This is a genomic window from Corynebacterium sp. (genome assembly GCF_012837295.1).
GTDB lineage: Bacteria > Actinomycetota > Actinomycetes > Mycobacteriales > Mycobacteriaceae > Corynebacterium.
In genome coordinates this window covers 26,891-42,668 of sequence record NZ_DURI01000053.1, presented here as the reverse complement: position 1 = coordinate 42,668, position 15,778 = coordinate 26,891, and the positions used below count along the sequence as shown (strand labels likewise).

Annotated in this window: 16 protein-coding genes and 1 pseudogene; 5 read left to right on the top strand and 12 right to left on the bottom strand. The window is 67.6% G+C overall.

The window, feature by feature from the left end:
* From GX015_RS01950 to GX015_RS01940, 3 genes and pseudogenes are all read right to left on the bottom strand, one after another.
* A pseudogene (locus GX015_RS01950) lies at positions 1–221 on the bottom strand (VOC family protein); the annotation flags it as partial.
* Positions 222–374: 153 nt separating this feature from the next.
* The gene (locus GX015_RS01945; protein ID WP_291342377.1) at positions 375–1,574 is read right to left on the bottom strand and encodes a hypothetical protein; all 1,200 of its coding nucleotides are present in this window, start codon (positions 1,572–1,574) and stop codon (positions 375–377) included.
* Between the two features lie 14 nt (positions 1,575–1,588).
* Complete coding sequence (locus tag GX015_RS01940; RefSeq protein ID WP_291342376.1) at positions 1,589–4,405, bottom strand: AAA family ATPase; 2,817 nt, start codon at positions 4,403–4,405, stop codon at positions 1,589–1,591.
* A 123-nt stretch (positions 4,406–4,528) separates the two neighbouring features.
* Here GX015_RS01940 and GX015_RS01935 point away from each other — a divergent pair, with 123 nt between their 5' ends.
* Positions 4,529–5,293 (top strand): isocitrate lyase/phosphoenolpyruvate mutase family protein, encoded by a 765-nt coding sequence (locus GX015_RS01935; RefSeq protein ID WP_060925155.1) that lies wholly within the window; start codon positions 4,529–4,531, stop codon positions 5,291–5,293.
* Between the two features lie 14 nt (positions 5,294–5,307).
* On the opposite strand, the gene GX015_RS01930 is transcribed toward GX015_RS01935, so the two are convergent.
* On the bottom strand, positions 5,308–5,781 hold the full coding sequence (locus GX015_RS01930) for a hypothetical protein (RefSeq protein WP_291342374.1): 474 nt from the start codon (positions 5,779–5,781) through the stop codon (positions 5,308–5,310).
* Between the two features lie 66 nt (positions 5,782–5,847).
* Between GX015_RS01930 and GX015_RS01925 the strand changes: the two genes are divergently transcribed.
* Positions 5,848–6,564, top strand: coding sequence for a hypothetical protein (locus GX015_RS01925; protein WP_146007439.1), 717 nt, complete (start codon positions 5,848–5,850; stop codon positions 6,562–6,564).
* A 109-nt stretch (positions 6,565–6,673) separates the two neighbouring features.
* A complete protein-coding gene (locus tag GX015_RS01920; protein WP_046649734.1) occupies positions 6,674–7,045 on the top strand; it encodes a zinc ribbon domain-containing protein YjdM in 372 nt (123 codons plus the stop codon).
* Between the two features lie 62 nt (positions 7,046–7,107).
* Here the strand turns inward: GX015_RS01920 and GX015_RS01915 are convergent, their stop codons facing one another.
* The 3 genes from GX015_RS01915 to GX015_RS01905 form a co-directional block, all read right to left on the bottom strand.
* Entirely contained in the window at positions 7,108–7,743 is a 636-nt protein-coding gene (locus GX015_RS01915; RefSeq protein ID WP_291342372.1) for a hypothetical protein, read from the bottom strand.
* A 105-nt stretch (positions 7,744–7,848) separates the two neighbouring features.
* Positions 7,849–8,541 (bottom strand): type 1 glutamine amidotransferase domain-containing protein, encoded by a 693-nt coding sequence (locus GX015_RS01910; RefSeq protein WP_046649732.1) that lies wholly within the window; start codon positions 8,539–8,541, stop codon positions 7,849–7,851.
* Positions 8,538–9,626, bottom strand: a complete 1,089-nt coding sequence (locus GX015_RS01905; RefSeq protein ID WP_291342370.1) for a tocopherol cyclase family protein — start codon at positions 9,624–9,626, stop codon at positions 8,538–8,540. The genes GX015_RS01910 and GX015_RS01905 overlap by 4 nt, the downstream gene beginning before the upstream one ends.
* 99 nt (positions 9,627–9,725) lie before the next feature.
* Here GX015_RS01905 and GX015_RS01900 point away from each other — a divergent pair, with 99 nt between their 5' ends.
* Complete coding sequence (locus tag GX015_RS01900) at positions 9,726–10,967, top strand: PQQ-dependent sugar dehydrogenase (protein WP_291342368.1); 1,242 nt, start codon at positions 9,726–9,728, stop codon at positions 10,965–10,967.
* Here the strand turns inward: GX015_RS01900 and GX015_RS01895 are convergent.
* On the bottom strand, positions 10,953–11,573 hold the full coding sequence (locus GX015_RS01895; RefSeq protein WP_146007438.1) for a hypothetical protein: 621 nt from the start codon (positions 11,571–11,573) through the stop codon (positions 10,953–10,955). The genes GX015_RS01900 and GX015_RS01895 overlap by 15 nt on opposite strands.
* A 135-nt stretch (positions 11,574–11,708) precedes the next feature.
* Here GX015_RS01895 and GX015_RS01890 point away from each other — a divergent pair, with 135 nt between their 5' ends.
* Positions 11,709–12,398, top strand: a complete 690-nt coding sequence (locus tag GX015_RS01890) for a DUF5701 family protein (protein ID WP_291342366.1) — start codon at positions 11,709–11,711, stop codon at positions 12,396–12,398.
* A gap of 69 nt (positions 12,399–12,467) precedes the next feature.
* Here the strand turns inward: GX015_RS01890 and GX015_RS01885 are convergent, their stop codons facing one another.
* The 4 genes from GX015_RS01885 to GX015_RS01870 form a co-directional block, all read right to left on the bottom strand.
* Positions 12,468–13,145, bottom strand: a complete 678-nt coding sequence (locus GX015_RS01885) for an NAD(P)-dependent oxidoreductase (RefSeq protein WP_291342364.1) — start codon at positions 13,143–13,145, stop codon at positions 12,468–12,470.
* A gap of 60 nt (positions 13,146–13,205) precedes the next feature.
* Entirely contained in the window at positions 13,206–13,739 is a 534-nt protein-coding gene (locus GX015_RS01880; RefSeq protein ID WP_291342363.1) for a septum formation family protein, read from the bottom strand.
* 204 nt (positions 13,740–13,943) lie between these two features.
* Positions 13,944–14,354, bottom strand: coding sequence for a hypothetical protein (locus tag GX015_RS01875; protein WP_102212384.1), 411 nt, complete (start codon positions 14,352–14,354; stop codon positions 13,944–13,946).
* A gap of 45 nt (positions 14,355–14,399) precedes the next feature.
* Positions 14,400–15,695 carry an MFS transporter gene (locus GX015_RS01870; protein ID WP_291342361.1) on the bottom strand — a complete coding sequence of 432 codons (1,296 nt, stop codon included), beginning with the start codon at positions 15,693–15,695 and terminating at the stop codon, positions 14,400–14,402.
* Positions 15,696–15,778 lie beyond the last annotated feature (83 nt).

Sequence of the window (15,778 nt, the reverse complement as noted above, 5' to 3'; positions counted from 1 at the left end):
TCCTCGCCGGGCATGCCGTCGCCGCCGGTGATGGTGCCGCCGGGCAGGTCCAGCTTCGCGTGGGCGACCAGGTTCGGGTCCGGCTCGAAGGGCATGCCCTCCATCGGTTCGTTGTCGCCGTACTTCATCAGGTTCAGATCGCCCCCGAACACCTCGTGGTAGTGGGCGAATGCCTCCGCAGCGTTGCCGGGGAATGCGATGTAGGTGGACAGGTTGGCCATGGTCGGCTCCTTCGCTCGTGGACGCCAAGGTGAGTGGCGTGCCTCACATTATGCGCCTGTCGGGGTCCGGGTGCGAGGGGCAATTTCACCGTCGGCGGGCGTTGCTTTACGACGCCGCCGTCACCCGTCGAGCCGACGGCCACAATGTCCCGATCACTGTCGATTCGAATGCTCCGCGCGGGTGCGTGCACGGTGCATGGCGGCCGTCACTCCGTCCGCGAGTGAATGGATCTGATCCTCGACCTGAGCGGGGGTTCCCGATAAATCGAGTGCGTGCACGGTGAGTCTCTTGTCGGTGTTGCGGATCCGCACGGTCCTTTGCGAGCCCCCGGGGTCCGAGCCGCAGTAGATGAGGATCCCCTCGGGCAGGCCGAGGGACGTGACGTACGCGAGGAGCTGGTAGTAGTCCTGGCTCCGGGCTCGGGCGTCGGTGGTGATCTTGTACTTGACGTCGCCGACGAAATTGGTGGCGCCATCGGTCGAGGTGAAGACGAGATCCGGCTGCATCGGGATTTGGCGACCCACGCCGAGGTGGTGGGTCGGTTCGCCCTTGACGATGGCCCGTCCGCGAAGCACCCGTCGCAGGCGTTCGGTCACGAACCGCTGGAATAGATCATTCATGTCCACCGTGAAGGATTGCGCAGAGTTGGCGCCTTCGGTGTCCATCAAAGTCAGGTTGGCGAGGATGAGCCGAGCGAGCCGCAATGCCGGCTCATAGTGCTGATTGAGTCGATTCCATGTGATGGCGTCGATGTCGCCGGGGGAGACCGAAACGTCATCGACGTCCTCCAGAGCGGAAACGTGCCCCAACAAAAGCCGACGGATCGCAGGGGAGATGCGTGGTGCACGCAGCGACTTTCGGACCGCGGCCTTGAGTGCCCGATTTTCCGGCGTGTTTTGCGAGTACTCGTCGAAGCTGCAGGCCACGGGGGACGATGTCCCTCCCATCCGAAACTGCCCGGTGAAATCCATGCGGCCCCGCAGTGCGATCAAATCATCGCGGCGCGACTCGTACGACCGCAGTATTCCGCGGCCCAAAGTCGTCTCGACGGTTTTGGCGAAGAAGGAAATCACGGCCGGCAGCAGATCCGGGGAGGCGCCGTAGTCGAAGGATTCTCGGCGCCACGCGTTTGGAGGAAGCCCGGGCTCCAGCAGAAGAAACAGATTTTCGGCGTTGATCTTCGGGCGAATCAGCAATTCGACGCCATCGACCACCAGCGACCCGACGAAGGATGACGCCGTCACCCGCCAGGAATCACCGGCGAGGGGGCTGACGGTGACGAAACCGGTTCGCTGCAGTGCTGCGGCTTGGCGACCGGTGAGGTCGAGATCCACGAAGGAGTACTCGCTCAAGACGACCATCGTCGTCAGCCGTCCGTAACGGGTGTTGCGGAATCCTCCGCAATCGATTCTTCTGCGACGTTCTCGAATCGGGCCCAGACCCGGTCAAAACCGAATCGGTCGATGAGTTCCGGATCCCCGAAGAACTGATCTTCGATGAACGGCGCGATGTTGTACTCCCAGATGCGCCGCATCGTGTCCTTGTTCAATCCGCGTTTCATGAAATGGCTCGCACCCAGCTGCAGGTGCGGTCCGCCGAGTTCGATTTCGAGTTCGTCGTTGACCTGTGCGACGAGTTCACCCACCCATGCGGGCTCGTCGTTGCGTTCCAACCATTTCTCCAGGAGCCCGGACATCTTTCCGTGATTGGGGAAGAAGGGGACGAAGTGGAAGCGACGGCGCAATGCGGCGTCGACCAACGCGATGGATCGATCCGCCGTGTTCATCGTGCCGATGAACCAGACGTTCTTGGGCAGCACGAATGGATCGTCGGGCCGGTACAACGTGCGGACCGGGGTGTCCCGGTATTCGAGGAGGAACAGAAGTTCGCCGAGGACCTTCGGCAGATTCGCCCGATTGATCTCGTCGATGATCATGATGTGACGGGCCCTCGAGGATTCCGCCGCGCGAGCGGCGAGGTCTGCGAGAGGGCCCCGCTTCAGCTGATACGTCATCGCGCCTTCGACGTCGGTTTCCGGGCGGTATCCCTCGAAGAAGTCCTCGTACGACGTCGAGGGATGAAATTGCACGATCGGCCGGCGTTCCACGTCCGGGACGAGCGCCGCGGCCAGCTTTCGGGCGAAGAACGTCTTGCCCGTGCCGGGCGGGCCGTAAAACACGACCTGACCTTTGTCCTTCAGAAGCGCGACGATGTCGTCGATGAACTCCCTGTCGACGAGAAGCTCTTCGGCGAGATCGTCGAGCGGATCGGTTTCGGATTCCGCCTCCACCTCGTCATCGCGCTCGATGAGCCAGTAGAGGAAGGAACCGATTCCCCAGGCGTCGCCCGGGAAATGCCGATCCAGTCGATCGCGCAGCACATCGTTGGACGCGACTTGCAGCTCACCCCGAGACGACGCGGCCGGAGGCTCGATCCCCAGTTCGCGGAGCATTTTCAACTTCCCCTTGGGGCCGTTGTAGGGGTACACCGTGATGAATCGTTCGGGATGGCAGATCGCCAGCAACTTCATGATGACCGATTCCCCGAGGCCCTTGACCCTGAGCTTCTTGTCGCCGAGAACCCGATCGATTCTCGTGGCCACCGGTTCCCCGTCGTCCCAACAGAGGTACGAAATCGTGCGGAGGATGCGTTCGTACTCCGCGTCGTCGGCGTCGCGGAGGCTCGTGTTCAGGACGGACATGGGGCCGGTGGAGCCAAATCGTCGCGAGTTCCAGATTCTGCGCAATTCCGCAGTGTCCGTCACCTCCAATTCCATGGGGTCAAGGGTCTTCGCGAAATCCCGCCGGTCGGCGCGGTGCTGTTCGTCGTCTTCCGTCGGGTATCCCGAGGACGTGAATTCGGAGACGAGAGCCGCGAGATCGTCGTCGTCGGCGGACTCCTCGACGTCGCCATTGAGCTGTGCCATCAGCGGGGCGACGTCGCGCGCGGTCCGGACCATTTCGGCGGCGAAGTCCAGCGACGGGATTTCACTGCGGTCGAACCATTTTCCGTAGAGCACCTCGCCGCTGCCTCCACCGACGAAACCCCGGTCGACGCCGATCTTCGATCGACCACCGGCGATGATTTCGTATCCGCCCAGAGGGGACGCCTCGATGATTCCGGCGGCCTCCTCCGTGGCGCCGGCGTCGGCATGCGGAAACGGCCGCAGACCAATGGCAATCCCATGCGCATTCAGCCACGCGCGGACGGACAGTCCATAAGTGCCGGGAACGCGCCAGTCCACCCACATATCGCCGCGGGGCCGAAGCTCCTGCCACATGACAGAGGGCTTCTTCGCTTTGAGCGTCCGTCCCGCCGCTTCGGAGATCGCCAACTCGAGCACGGCCCCCAGGTGGGCTGCGACGTTCACCAATGCCTGGGCGTTGTTGCGGAACTGCTCCGGATCCGCGCCCTCGCGCAACTCGTTCACGCGCCATGCGGCGCGGTCGCAGAGGGAATCATCGATGAGCGCGGAGTCGTTGTCTGCCCACCATGCGGCGACTTCTTCGAAGCGGACGATGTCTCCGTCCAACTCCGTGGCGAATCGGTGCAGCTCGCGGTACCGGTCTCCCTGATCTGCGTAAGCAGATATACCCGTGCAGTAGTCCACGTAGTTCGTCGACTTCGGCCACGCGACGGGCCACGTGTCGGGCCCCTGGAGACCCCAAAAATACGACGCGACGAAAGGCGCGCGCGCCGGGCTCGGGTGCGACCCGACCTTGATGGAATCGAGGTAGTCGGCGAGGCCCTTGATCTTCTCGGCGGCGTCATCGATGTCCGTGGGAGTCTCGAGCGCATCGAGCAATACGGTGATGGCAGCTTCGTGGTCGGGGGCGATTTTGGCGATTTGGTTGATGATCATCTGTCCCGCGACTCCGGAGAATCCGGAGGGAAAGCTCCGGGACCAGCGGTTAGACTCCGATTGGAACGCCGAAAGGTCCCTCGTCCGTCGCAGGGTGTCCAGCAATCGCCGAGCCTCGTCCGCCTGCGGCGTGATGTTGGCGGCGCGCCAACCCCTGCGGAACTCCTCCGATTCCTCCGCGGCACGGATGTGGGCACCGTGCCAGCGCTGGATCAGTTCGCTCTCGTGCGGGTGCAACCGGATTCTCTCGGGCATGGCTCTCCTCTCGAACGCGAACCGCACCTGAACTCCGGTCGCGTTCGGATTCGACCGTCCGACCATTCAGGTCACTGGTTCGAGCTGTCGTCTCCAGTATGTAGCGGTTTCGAGGGTGGTGGGTCTCGCGCTCCCGTCCCCCAGAAAATTTCTCGGGTTGCACCGGTCGATACCTGGCACCATCGGGGCATGTCCACGACTTCGCGGTTCCATGATCTCCACCATCTGGATGAGCCCCTGGTGTTGCCCAACGCCTGGGATCATGCGTCGGCGATGCTGTTCGCCCAGGCGGGTTTCCAGGCAGTCGGCACCACGAGTCTCGGGGTGGCGGCGGCGATGGGGGCGCCGGACGCGAGCGGTCTGGCGCGGGACGCGACGTCGGCCCTCGCGCGGATGTTGCGCACGCTGCCGTGTCCCGTGACCATCGACGTCGAGGATGGCTTTTCCCCGGATCCGGCGGAGGTGGCGGACTTCGTCGCAACCTTGCGGAGCGACGGAATCAATCTGGAGGACGGAACCGGCGGCTCGTTGTCGGATCCTGCGCGCCATGCGGAGAAAATCACGGCGGTGAAGGAACGCTGCCCCGCCCTCTTCGTCAATGCGCGGGTCGACACCTACTGGCTGGGCGAAAAGGCCGACGTCGCCGAAACGTTGCGTCGAGCGCATGCTTACGTCGACGCCGGCGCGGACGGCATTTTCATTCCCGGCAACCTCGACCTGGAGGACCTCGAGGTGTTGTGCCGGGAGATCCCCCGGCCGGTCAACGCGCTGGCGTCGGCCCGCCACTCGGTGCCGGCCCTTGCGGGCGTCGGCGTGCGGAGGGTGTCCACCGGTTCGCTGTTGTACCGGGCCGCGCTCCAGACCGCGGTCGATGTTGCCGCAAACGTCGCGGGCGGTGGATTGGCCCCGTCCGTCATCTCCTACGCCGACGTGGACGCGCTCGCGATTCAGTGACGTCGGCCGGCACCCTACTCCGGCACCGCGACCGTGACGGTGTCGCCGCCGTATCCGTTGGCCTGGTCGCGGCCTTCGACCACCACCTCGTCGACGCCGTCGGGGATCGCGAACGGCCCGCGCGAACGGGTGAACGGCTGCTCATCGGCGTGGTCGTGGGCGAGGTCGTGTTCGGCGAGCACCTCGCCGTCGGCGGTCATCACGCGCCACCCGTCGGCGTAGCGTTCCGGGGTGTCGTACGGCGAGGAGATGGTCACCGCGATCCGGAGCTCGTCGCCGCTGCGGGTCAGCTCGGCGTCGAGGACGTCCGGGAACTCCTGGTCGCTTGCGGCTGACGAGCTGTGTTCGGTGGCGTCGGCGTCGTCAAGCACGGACTGCGTGGTGCCGGTCGGCGCATCGCTTTCCGACGGCCCGCCGCATCCCGCAAGCGCCGTCACCGCCACGAGTCCCGTGGAAACCAGTGCCGTGGCGAAGGTGCGTCGTCTCATGGCGCCGACGGTAGCAGCGACGTCGATTGCGTTCGGCGTGAAAAGTCGGCGGGTATGTTGTGAGGCATGAGCATGGGAAATCTGCGTTCACGGTTCCGGGGCGCCGCGGTCGCGGTCGCGGCGGCCGCTCTGCTGGCGGGATGCGCGGACGGCGCCGATGGCGGCAACGATGCAAGCGCCGGGGACGGGGGAACGGCCGCGGAGAATACCGCTCAGCCGGCCGGCGCGAACGGGGGCGACGGCGGGTCCGGCGACGGGGGAGCCGAGGACCGACCGAATCCGACGTTCGATGATGAGCCGGATACGCAGGGCGACTCCGACGAACGGGACGAGCCCGCCCGGTCGAGCGGCTCGGAGGGCAGGGCCGACATCCCGTCGGATCCGTCGCCCGTGCAGACCGTCAAGCCGCAGTCCGGGGGCGTCGCCGTGTTCACGACGCCGTCGGGGAACATCAGCTGCGGCATCTCGTCGACGGGGCTGCGGTGCGGGATCGCCAGCTACAACGACAATATGCCCTACGGGGAGGCCCGCACCGGCGGCCCGATCGACAGCGTGAGCATCACCGACGGCAATGCTTCCATGTTCGCGAGCAGCGACGTCCCGCCGTGGAGCACCGGAGCTTTCGGCGCCGGCGACACCCTGTCCCCGCAGGTCGTCGGCTACGGCGAGGCGGTGTCCCACGGCGACTTCGTGTGCTTGTCCGAGCAGACGGGATTGACCTGCTGGGACACCGCGTCCGGCGTGGGCGCGTTCATGTCCAGGGAAAAGACCGAACTGTTCTAGGGGCGCGTCGCCGGCCGACGACCATCGCCTTCCGCCCGATGAAGCCGATCAGATTCCATCTCTCATCCGACTCTTCCCCCACCTCTCATCCGACAATTGGAGCAATGACATGACCGAGCCAGCCACCGACCAGATCCCGCCGTGCCCCGAGTGCGCCAGCGAGTACACCTACGAGTCCGGTTCGTCGGTCATCTGCCCGATGTGCGGCCATGAGTGGGTGCCCGGCGAAGCCGAATCAGCGGAGGCCGACGCCGCGTCCGCGTCGGTGGTCAAGGACGCCGTGGGCAACGTGCTGTCCGACGGCGACGACGTCTCCGTGGTGAAGTCACTCAAGGTCAAGGGCGGCGGCGCGATCAAGATCGGCACGAAGGTGACCAACATCCGCCTGCTCGAGGATCCCGTCGACGGCCACGACATCGACGCGAAGGTCCCCGGGGCGGGGCAGATGTACCTGAAGTCGAGCGTGGTGAAGAAGCTGTAGGGCCACGCTTCACGACGGCCCGGCGTACTGCCCGGTGGCGATCGCCGGCGCCGGACTCCGGCTCAGAGGAAGCCCCGGCGCGCGAGATCCATCGCACCGTCGAGGAACCTGGCGACGTCCTCTCGCGGAGTTCCCTTCATGTTCGGGATCCGGATCGCCGACATCGGCCGTTCGCCGCCGAGCAACGCCCGGCTGCGTCCGGGATCAAGCACTTTTTGCGCGTGCGGCGGCAGCAGCGCGGCCCGTCGGCTGCCGTGCCCGGTGAGGGGGAGGACCAGGGTGAGGGAGCGGCCTTCGTCGTAAAGCGACTGTTCCATCCGCGATGTCGTCGGCGCGACGTCGGTCCACGGGATCGGACCGACGCCGCCGATGGTGAGGCCGCGGCGGTCTACCACCCATTGCGATTCGCGGGAGAAGAGGCTGATGCGGGCCAGCGTGCCCGCGATGAGGAGGCCGAAGCCGGTGACCCCGAACGCCGCGAGCCCCACCTCCGCGGCACCCGCGAGCACGAGGATCACGCCGGCCAGCGAAATCAGCAGCGCGACGCCCGCGATCCCCGCCGCGATCGAGCGCAGCTCAAATCGCTTCGGCTCGAGCATAACGGTGCCGTTGGCGCGCAGCTCTCGCCACAGGTCATCGGGGGTCCGGGAGGCGGTCGCCGGGGACGGGCCGCCCCTGCCCGGGAGGTGGTCGGCCATGGTGATCCTCGTGGGTCGGGGGCGGGTGCTCGGGTGCGGGCGGGAATGCGGGCCATGGCCCCCACCACGTCATCGGCGAGGGCATCGATCCGACCGCCGACGGCGTCAGGCGCCCAGCGCCTCGACGATCTTTTCGGCGGTCTTCGTCGCCGACGTCGGGTTCTGCCCCGTGATCAGGGTGCCGTCGGCGACCACGTGCGGGCCGAAGGGAATCGGGTTCTTCCCGTAATCGGCTCCGCGCGCCTTCATCTCGGCCTCGACGTCGTAGGGGACCAGCTTTGCGACGCCCGCCGCCACCTCTTCCCGCCAGGAAAAGCCGGTCAGCGCGCGACCGTCGACGAGGCGGGCGCCATCGGACAGCGTCACGTCCAACAGCCCGCAGTAGCCGTGGCACACGGCGCCGACGACGCCGCCGCGCTCGAAAATTTCCCGGGTCAGCCGCTGCAGGCCCTCGCTGGACTGGAAATCGAACATGGTGCCGTGGCCGCCGGTGAAGTAGATCGCGTCGAAATCGGCGGAGTCGAGGTCATCGGGGCTCGCGGTGTCGCCGAACAGCGCCATGCGCGCCGGGTCCCCGTGCCACGCCTTCGCGGAGGAGTCGTAGAACGGGAACTTCAGCGACTTGGGCTCGAGGGGGACGAACCCGCCGGCCGGGCTGACCAGGGTCTGCTCGAAACCGTGCTGCTCGAAGACGTCCCACGCGTGGGTGAGTTCGGACAGCCACAGTCCGGTGGGGACGTCGGGGTCGGTCTCGTAACGGTCGACGTTGGTGGCGACGTGGAGGATTCGCTTGGTCATCGGATGCTCCCATGATTGTCGGGGTCGATTGGCATGGACGGCGGGGCGTGGGTCAGGGTGTCGTCCAGTCCGCGGCGGCGGAGCTCGGCGCGGGCGCGGTCCAGGCCACCGTGCTCGAGTGCGGCCAGGGACGTCGTGCCCGTCCAGACGTGCTTGCCGAACCGCGACACCGTGACCTCCAAATCGCCCACGAGATGCTCGAGGTCGCCGGGGGTGTTGCGGTGCTCGCTGGGCAACGGTACCGGCAGGACGAATGCCTGGTCCAGGGGAGCGGACGCCTCGACCTCGATGCGCCAGCCGAAGCCCCGGCCCGACAGCCTCCACTCCTCGTCGGCGGTGGTCGTGGTCACGGGACTGACGACGGGATCGCCGAGGCGGATGACGCGGCCGTCGGGAAGCATGACCACCAGCGCGGTCACCTCGACCTTCATCGGCCCCGAGGTGACCAGCCCACCGGCGAACGCCAGCGACGCGCCGGGCTCGTCGAAGCCCTGCGCCTGACCCCACCACCAGGAAACCGGGAAGCCCTCGCGGCCCCAGTTCTTCTCCGAGTAGACCTGCGCGCCGTCGAACTCCCAGGTCTCGCCGTCGATGGTCGCGGTGCCCGACGCGCGGCCGCCCGGCAGCCACGGGTGCCAGTATTGGTTGAGCGCCGGGATGGTCTGGAAGACGCTCGAACCGCCGGCGATCTTGTGCGGCCACGGGGCCAGTTCATGGAAGGTCACGTCGAGCCGGGCGTCCTCGCCGAGATCGACGTGGAGTTCACGGTCGTTGCCCTCGAAGGCGGGGCGTCCGTCACCCGCTTCGGAAAATCCGCCCCGAACCCCGAGGCCGTCCGGGTCGGTCCAGGAACCGTCGAGGGCCTCGGTGCGCACGAATCCGTTGGGCCACGATGCCAGTCCGATCGTCGACCACGTGCCGTCAGGCCCCTTGTTCGCGCCGCACAGGGCGATGACCACGCGGCCGGTCTCCGGGTCGGTGATCCGCCAGAAGTAGCCCTCCATCGACACGCCGCGGTGCGCGCGCCGGGGATCGCCGAAGAGGGGGTCGGCTCCGGTGGAACGGTATCGGCGCATGAGGGACATGCCGCCAGTGAATCACAGTCACGGCCATGCCGGTGGGCCGCGGGGGAGGTGAAGTTGCGCCGGCAAAAGCATTCCGGCGTGCGCCCGTACACTGCGGGCATGCGACGACTTCTCGCCCTGACGGCCGCTGCTTCACTTTTGCTGGCGGCGTGCTCCGACGATTCCGCCGGCACGGACGGTGCCGGCGGCGCGCCCGACGCGGGCTCCTCGGGAGGGGCCGGGAACGCCACTTCGGATGGCGCGGACGGTTCGGCGGACCACGGACAAGCGGCCACCGTCGGCGAGGCGTCCGAGGACTTCGCCATCACCGAGCACGGCACCTTCGACCGGGGCTGGGCGATGGCGTTCCTGCCGGGCACGGATCACCTCCTGGTCACCGAGCGCGGCGGCGGGCTGAAGTTGCGCGACCAGAACTCCGGCGAGGTCGCCGACGTCTCCGGCGCCCCGAAGGTCCACGCCGCAGGCCAGGCCGGGATGCACGACGTCATTCCGGGTCCGACCTTCGCCGACGACGGCACGATCTATCTCAGCTGGGTCCGCGACCACGCCGATGGGGCACAGGGCGTCGTGGGACGGGGGACGTTGGACGTCGACAAGCGGGAACTGACGGACCTGGACGTGATCTGGGAGCAGACCCCCGCCGCCGGCGACGGTCACCTTTCGCTGCGGATGCTCATCCGGGGCGAGCATCTTTTCGTGACCTCCGGCGACCGGCAGGAGTTCACGCCGGCGCAGGACACGACGAACAACCTCGGCGCGATCGTGCGCCTGACCCTCGACGGCGACCCCGCGCCGGGCAACCCGTGGGCGGGGGAGGGAGCGGCCACGGGCGAAGGTGGCGATGCCGACGACAAGTCCGCCGAATTGTGGACCATCGGCCACCGCAATCCGCTGGGCATCGCCGAAGACATCGACGGCGACATCTGGGCCTCCGAAATGGGCCCGCAGGGCGGCGACGAACTGAATCGCATCGTCGAGGGCGACAATTACGGGTGGCCGGAGGCGTCCATGGGCGTCCATTACGGCGGCGAGGAGATCCCCGATCATGCAGACGGCGATGGTTTCACCGCTCCGGAAGCCCATTGGGTGCCCGCCATTTCACCCGGCAATCTGATGATTTACCGGGGCTCGCTTTTCGACGGCTGGCGCAATTCCGCATTGCTCGGCGGGTTGTCCGGGCAGAAGATCGTGAGGGTCGAACTCGACGGCGATTCGGCGACCATCGCCGAAGAATGGGACATGGGCGAGCGCATCCGCGCCATCGACGAAGCCCCGGATGGTTCGCTGTGGGTTCTCGAGGATGGCGAGGGCGGCCGTTTGCTGGAGCTACGCCCGGCGTGACCGTGAGCCGAACTCGCGGTGGGCACGGTCGAGCAATTCGTGGAGTGATTTCGGGCCGCCGGCGAAGCGTCGCAAAGCGATCCTGCCCGGGCCGGTCAGCTTTTCGTTCAGCGACTGCAACCGGCCCATCGCCGGTGACAGTTGGGAGAGGTACCGGGCGTGCCCCTCGGGGCGCAAGTGCATGAAAACCGTGTACTGGCCCTTCGCAGGCCAACGCCCACCGATGTACTGGCCGGAAAAGCCCTCGATGTCGCACCATGCGGTCGCGGACGTGGTGACGCGCTCGCCATTCTTGACGCGGTGTTCCGCCATGCCGTCCCAGGTCAGCGTCAACACCGCGCGCCATCGCATCTGGATGAGCAAGGCGGGAATGCCGAGGACTCCGAAGAACGAGACTGAGACCAGGCCGATCCAGAACGCCGGATTCGCCAGGGCATGCTGCCCGGGATCGGAGGCGTCGACCGCGGCGTAGATCATTGCGGCGCCCGCGACGGTGAACATCACCGCGAACACCAGCATGAGCAGGAAATGGCCCATCGACTGCGGGATGTCCACCCGTCCCGTGGTCCTCAGCTGCCTGTGGCGTTCCTCGGCGATCTTCCGCATGCGACCACAGTACGGTCAATGGCGACCCTGAATGCCGGGAAGGCGTTGAGGATGGTGCATGGTCGATGCACGGGGGAATGCGCGGGGCGATTCCGGCGTTGACGTGTTTTTCGGCCGGAATTGGAGGTTGTTCGGATGGAATCGAATACGGGGACGTTGCCGCAGCTGGAGGATCAGGCCGCGAAGCTGATCGACCTCGGGCTTTTCGACGGGCCGGCGCGCGGATTGACGGCCGGGGAACTCATGGGGTCGGCGCGGAGCCTGGAGGAGCGGGTTCCCGGCGGAGCCTTGCTCGTCGTCTCCGAGGCGGTGCTGCCGCCGTCGATTCTGGCGCCGCATCTCCGATTGCCGGGGAGCCCCGGAGGCGGGGACCTACCGGGCTTCGTCGTCGAGGACATGACCGACGTCGACGCTTTCGAGGCGACCGGCGTGACCCTTCCGGAGGCGGAGGTGTACGCGGTGGTCGCTCCCGATAGGGGCGATGACCTGCGTAATTGGACGCCCGTCGAGGCCTTGGGAGAATTCGGGGGCCGGGGCCGTGAACCTCTGACGCTGGCGGAGGGGATTCACTGGGTGTTGCAGGACCCTTCGGTGCTGACCCGCAATTCCTGTTTCATGACCATCGCCTCGCGCAAGCCCAAGAAGGGCGGCCGGGCCGGAGTCGCGCCAGCGGCCTTCGACTCGCGAACCCCGGCGTTGTGGATCTCCAACGGCACGGGCCGCGATGGGAAACACCGCAAGAACGCGCCGAAGGTGGGATGGTGCTGGTGGAACAACCGGCATACGTGGCTCGGATTCGCGTCGGCGGGGGAGCGCATCAGCTGAATTCGGGCCGCCGCCGATCGGCGTGCGCGGCCGTCGCCGACGCACGTCCGGAATCGGGGACGCGGGCCGCTAGCCGGAAACGCCCAGCGCCTTGCCGATCGTGGCGTCGTCGCCGAGGGAAACGAGCATGCAGGCCGCGACGTCGCCGCGGGGGATCGACCCCGACAGCGTTCCCTCGTCGGAGACCTCGAGGGCACGCCAAGTGCCGGTGGCGGGCTTGTCCTTGAGTCCGGTCGGGCGGATGACCGTCCAATCCAGATCCGAAGCGAAAACCGCCGCCTCCTGCGCATTGTGGTCCGCCAGGGGCTTGGCCAGGACGGCGTTCATCAGCACTCGCAGCGGGGCGGGCATCTGGGCGCCGGAATCGCCGGCACCCAGGGACGACTGCACGATGAGCCGTCGCACGCCCACATCCTCCATTGCGGCGATGACGGCCTTGGTCACGGTCGCCCGCTGGTTCTCCACGCCCTTCGCCCCGCCGACGGTGACCACGACGGCGCCGGCGCCGGCGATGGCCTCGCGGAGCACATCGGCATCCGTGGCGTCGCCCGCGACAATGCGCGCGCCCGCGGGGGCGGTGCCGCTGCGGGAGACCACGGTGACGTCGTGGTCGGCGTCGATGGCGATGGTCGCCAGCTGCGCACCCGTCCCCTTGGATCCCCCGATGATGGTGATGTTCACGTCGATCTCCCGGTCCCGGCCGCCGCGGCGGCAATGACGATGCTCATGGGCCGGAGTCCCCGGCAAGGCAGGGACTCTACCCGTGGGGTTGGCCGGGCGGGGGATGGGGCCGACCGGTGAGCGCGGCTAGCGGTTGGCCCCGCGCATGGTGCCGGTCAGGCCGCCGGCGGAATCCTCGACGAAGCACATGACCTCGCGGTCGCCGTCGATCCAGGAACCGACGGTGGGCTCGAACCAGGTCAGGCCCAGCGAGGAGGAGTCGGCGGGGACGCCGACGAACGCGGCGAACTCCGCGGAACAGCCCCGCTCGGCTTTCTCGGCGACCAGATTCATGTCGTACTCGGGCAGGTCGACGTCGAAGACGTGGAACAGCTTGGCGTTGTGGGGTTCGGCGAAATCGACGAGATCGACGTCGTCGACCATGATTCCGGCACCGCCGAGGACGCAATCGCCGATCTCCAGCTTCGAGTGGTGCGTGGAATCCGAATCGGCGGAGCCGGTCTGCGAGGCGGCGGCGTCGGCGAGTTCCTTCGTGCCCTCGGTGATTTCCGCGACGTCGACGCCATTGCGGATGTCCTCCACGGCGCCGCAGGAGGCCACGGCCATCGGAAGTGCGACGCAGGCGATGGCGGCGATGGTGCGGTGGAGGGTCGTCTTCATGGTCGGCTATTCGATTTCTGGTGTCTCATTCGGGCGCAGTCCGTCGCGCAAGGCATGCGAGACCGCGTCATTTCCGAAACGAAAGCCTAATGTCATGATGGAATCGTGGCACGTTATGAATGCAGGTCACCATGCCCCCATGGGGTAGATCGCGTTCACTCGAAGGTGGCGGGAGCGTCAAACGGCGGGGACGCGCCCGCATCGTCACATGGTCGCCTGCATGAGAATGAACATCCCGGCCAACAGGAAAGCCACGCCCGCCGCCGCGAGCAGTGCGTTGAGCAGGAACGTGGGGTCGGCCTGCCGGGGCACGCGCACGCGCCCCGGCTTCCCGTCGGTGGTGGGCCGCTCGATGTCGACCTCGACGACCCGTCCGACGTGGCCGGCCGCGAAGTTGCTGTAGAACGTGTCGGTCACGGTGCGGGTGGTGCCGTCCCGGTCGGTGACTTCCAGGACCATCGCGCGCAGGTCATCGCCGGGCCGGCCCATCGACCCGATGACCACCGCGTCGGTGCGGAAGCGTCGTTCGGCACGCCGGTGCCGCAGGGCGAACCACACGATCGCGGCCACGATGGCCGCCAGACCGATGGCGATGCAGATGGACGCCACGAGCATGCCGATCACCTCCGATTCGTGACCAGGCTACCGCTGCGCGGGTGCTCAACGCCCGGCGAAGACTCCGGCGCGCAGCTGGGTGAATCGCACGGCGGCGGACCCGACGGCGACGGCGGCGAGCACCAGCAGCGGCACCGACGGTCCGGCGATGGGCAGCAGCCATTCCAGCAGCACGGGCAGCCCGAAGCCCAGGTAGGTGAACACGTAGTAGATGCCGATGGCCGTGCCCCGGTGGCCCGGCGGCGAGAACGTCTCGATGTCCAGCAGCCCCTCGCGCAGGCACAACCCATACGCGGTGCCCAGCGCCATCGACGCCACGATGAACAGCCACACCGGAGGCGCGGCGCCGCCGAGCCCGGCCAGCGTCATGCCGACCGCCGCGAACAGCGCGCCGGCGATGCCCGACCGCGGCCCGAAGCCGTACTTTCGGCCGAGCGCCTGCGCCGTCAGCCCCGAGCCGAACGCGAACACGGCGGCCATGCCGGGCAGCAGCACGCCGGATTCGAAGTGCGCGCTGACGCGTCCGGCCAGCACCAGGAAGGCGGTGGTCACGCACGCGAAAACCCACAGCGCCATCGGCAGCGACGTCGCCAGCGCGATGCCCATGCCGCGCCGGTGGTCGTGGGCCGGGGCGGGTGCCGGGGCCGGTTGCTTTGCGACGCCCGCCTGTTCGTCGTCGCCCGGATTCTCGTCCCGGCCGTCACCGGATTCCGCGGGATCCGGGGACGTGGCCGCATCGAGGCGGATTCGCTCGTGCGGCGCGTCGCCGACGAGTGCCGAGGCCGCGACGGCGACCAGGGAGAAGATCACCGTCACGATGAACGGCACGGCGACGGTCGCGGAGTCCGGCAATACGTGGGCGAGCAATCCCGATGCGATGGGCCCCGTCGCAAAGCCCGAGGTCAGCATGATGCCGGCCATGGTCACGCCGCTGGCGCCGCGCAATCGCCCGGCCCATGCCGTGCCCGCGCTGACGGCGAGGCCGACGCCGAGGCCGACGATGAAACGACCGATCATCAGGCCCGCCGCACCGTGCCACAGCAGCAGGCTGAGGTTGCCCAGCGCCGCGACGACGCCGCCGGTGAGCACCACCGGGCGCGCGCCGATGCGGTCGGCGATCATGCCGCCGAAGAGCAGGCACGGCACCAGCCCCAGGGCGTAGATGCCGAAGGCGCCGTTGACCAGGACGGGGGAGTAGTCCTGCTGGTCGCGCAGGACGACGAGGACCGAGGCGAAGTGGTTGGCGGCCCAGCCGGAGCTGAGCAACAGCATGGCGACGGTCGCGAAAATCAGCCCCGTCGGCCTCCGCCTGGTCACCGTCGCGTTCGTGGTCGCGTTCATCGCCGTTCCTCCTCCGTGCTTCCCGGTGCTTCCCGGTGCGTCCGCGCGCGTTCGCGCACTTTCGCTCGGGCGCGCAGATCGGA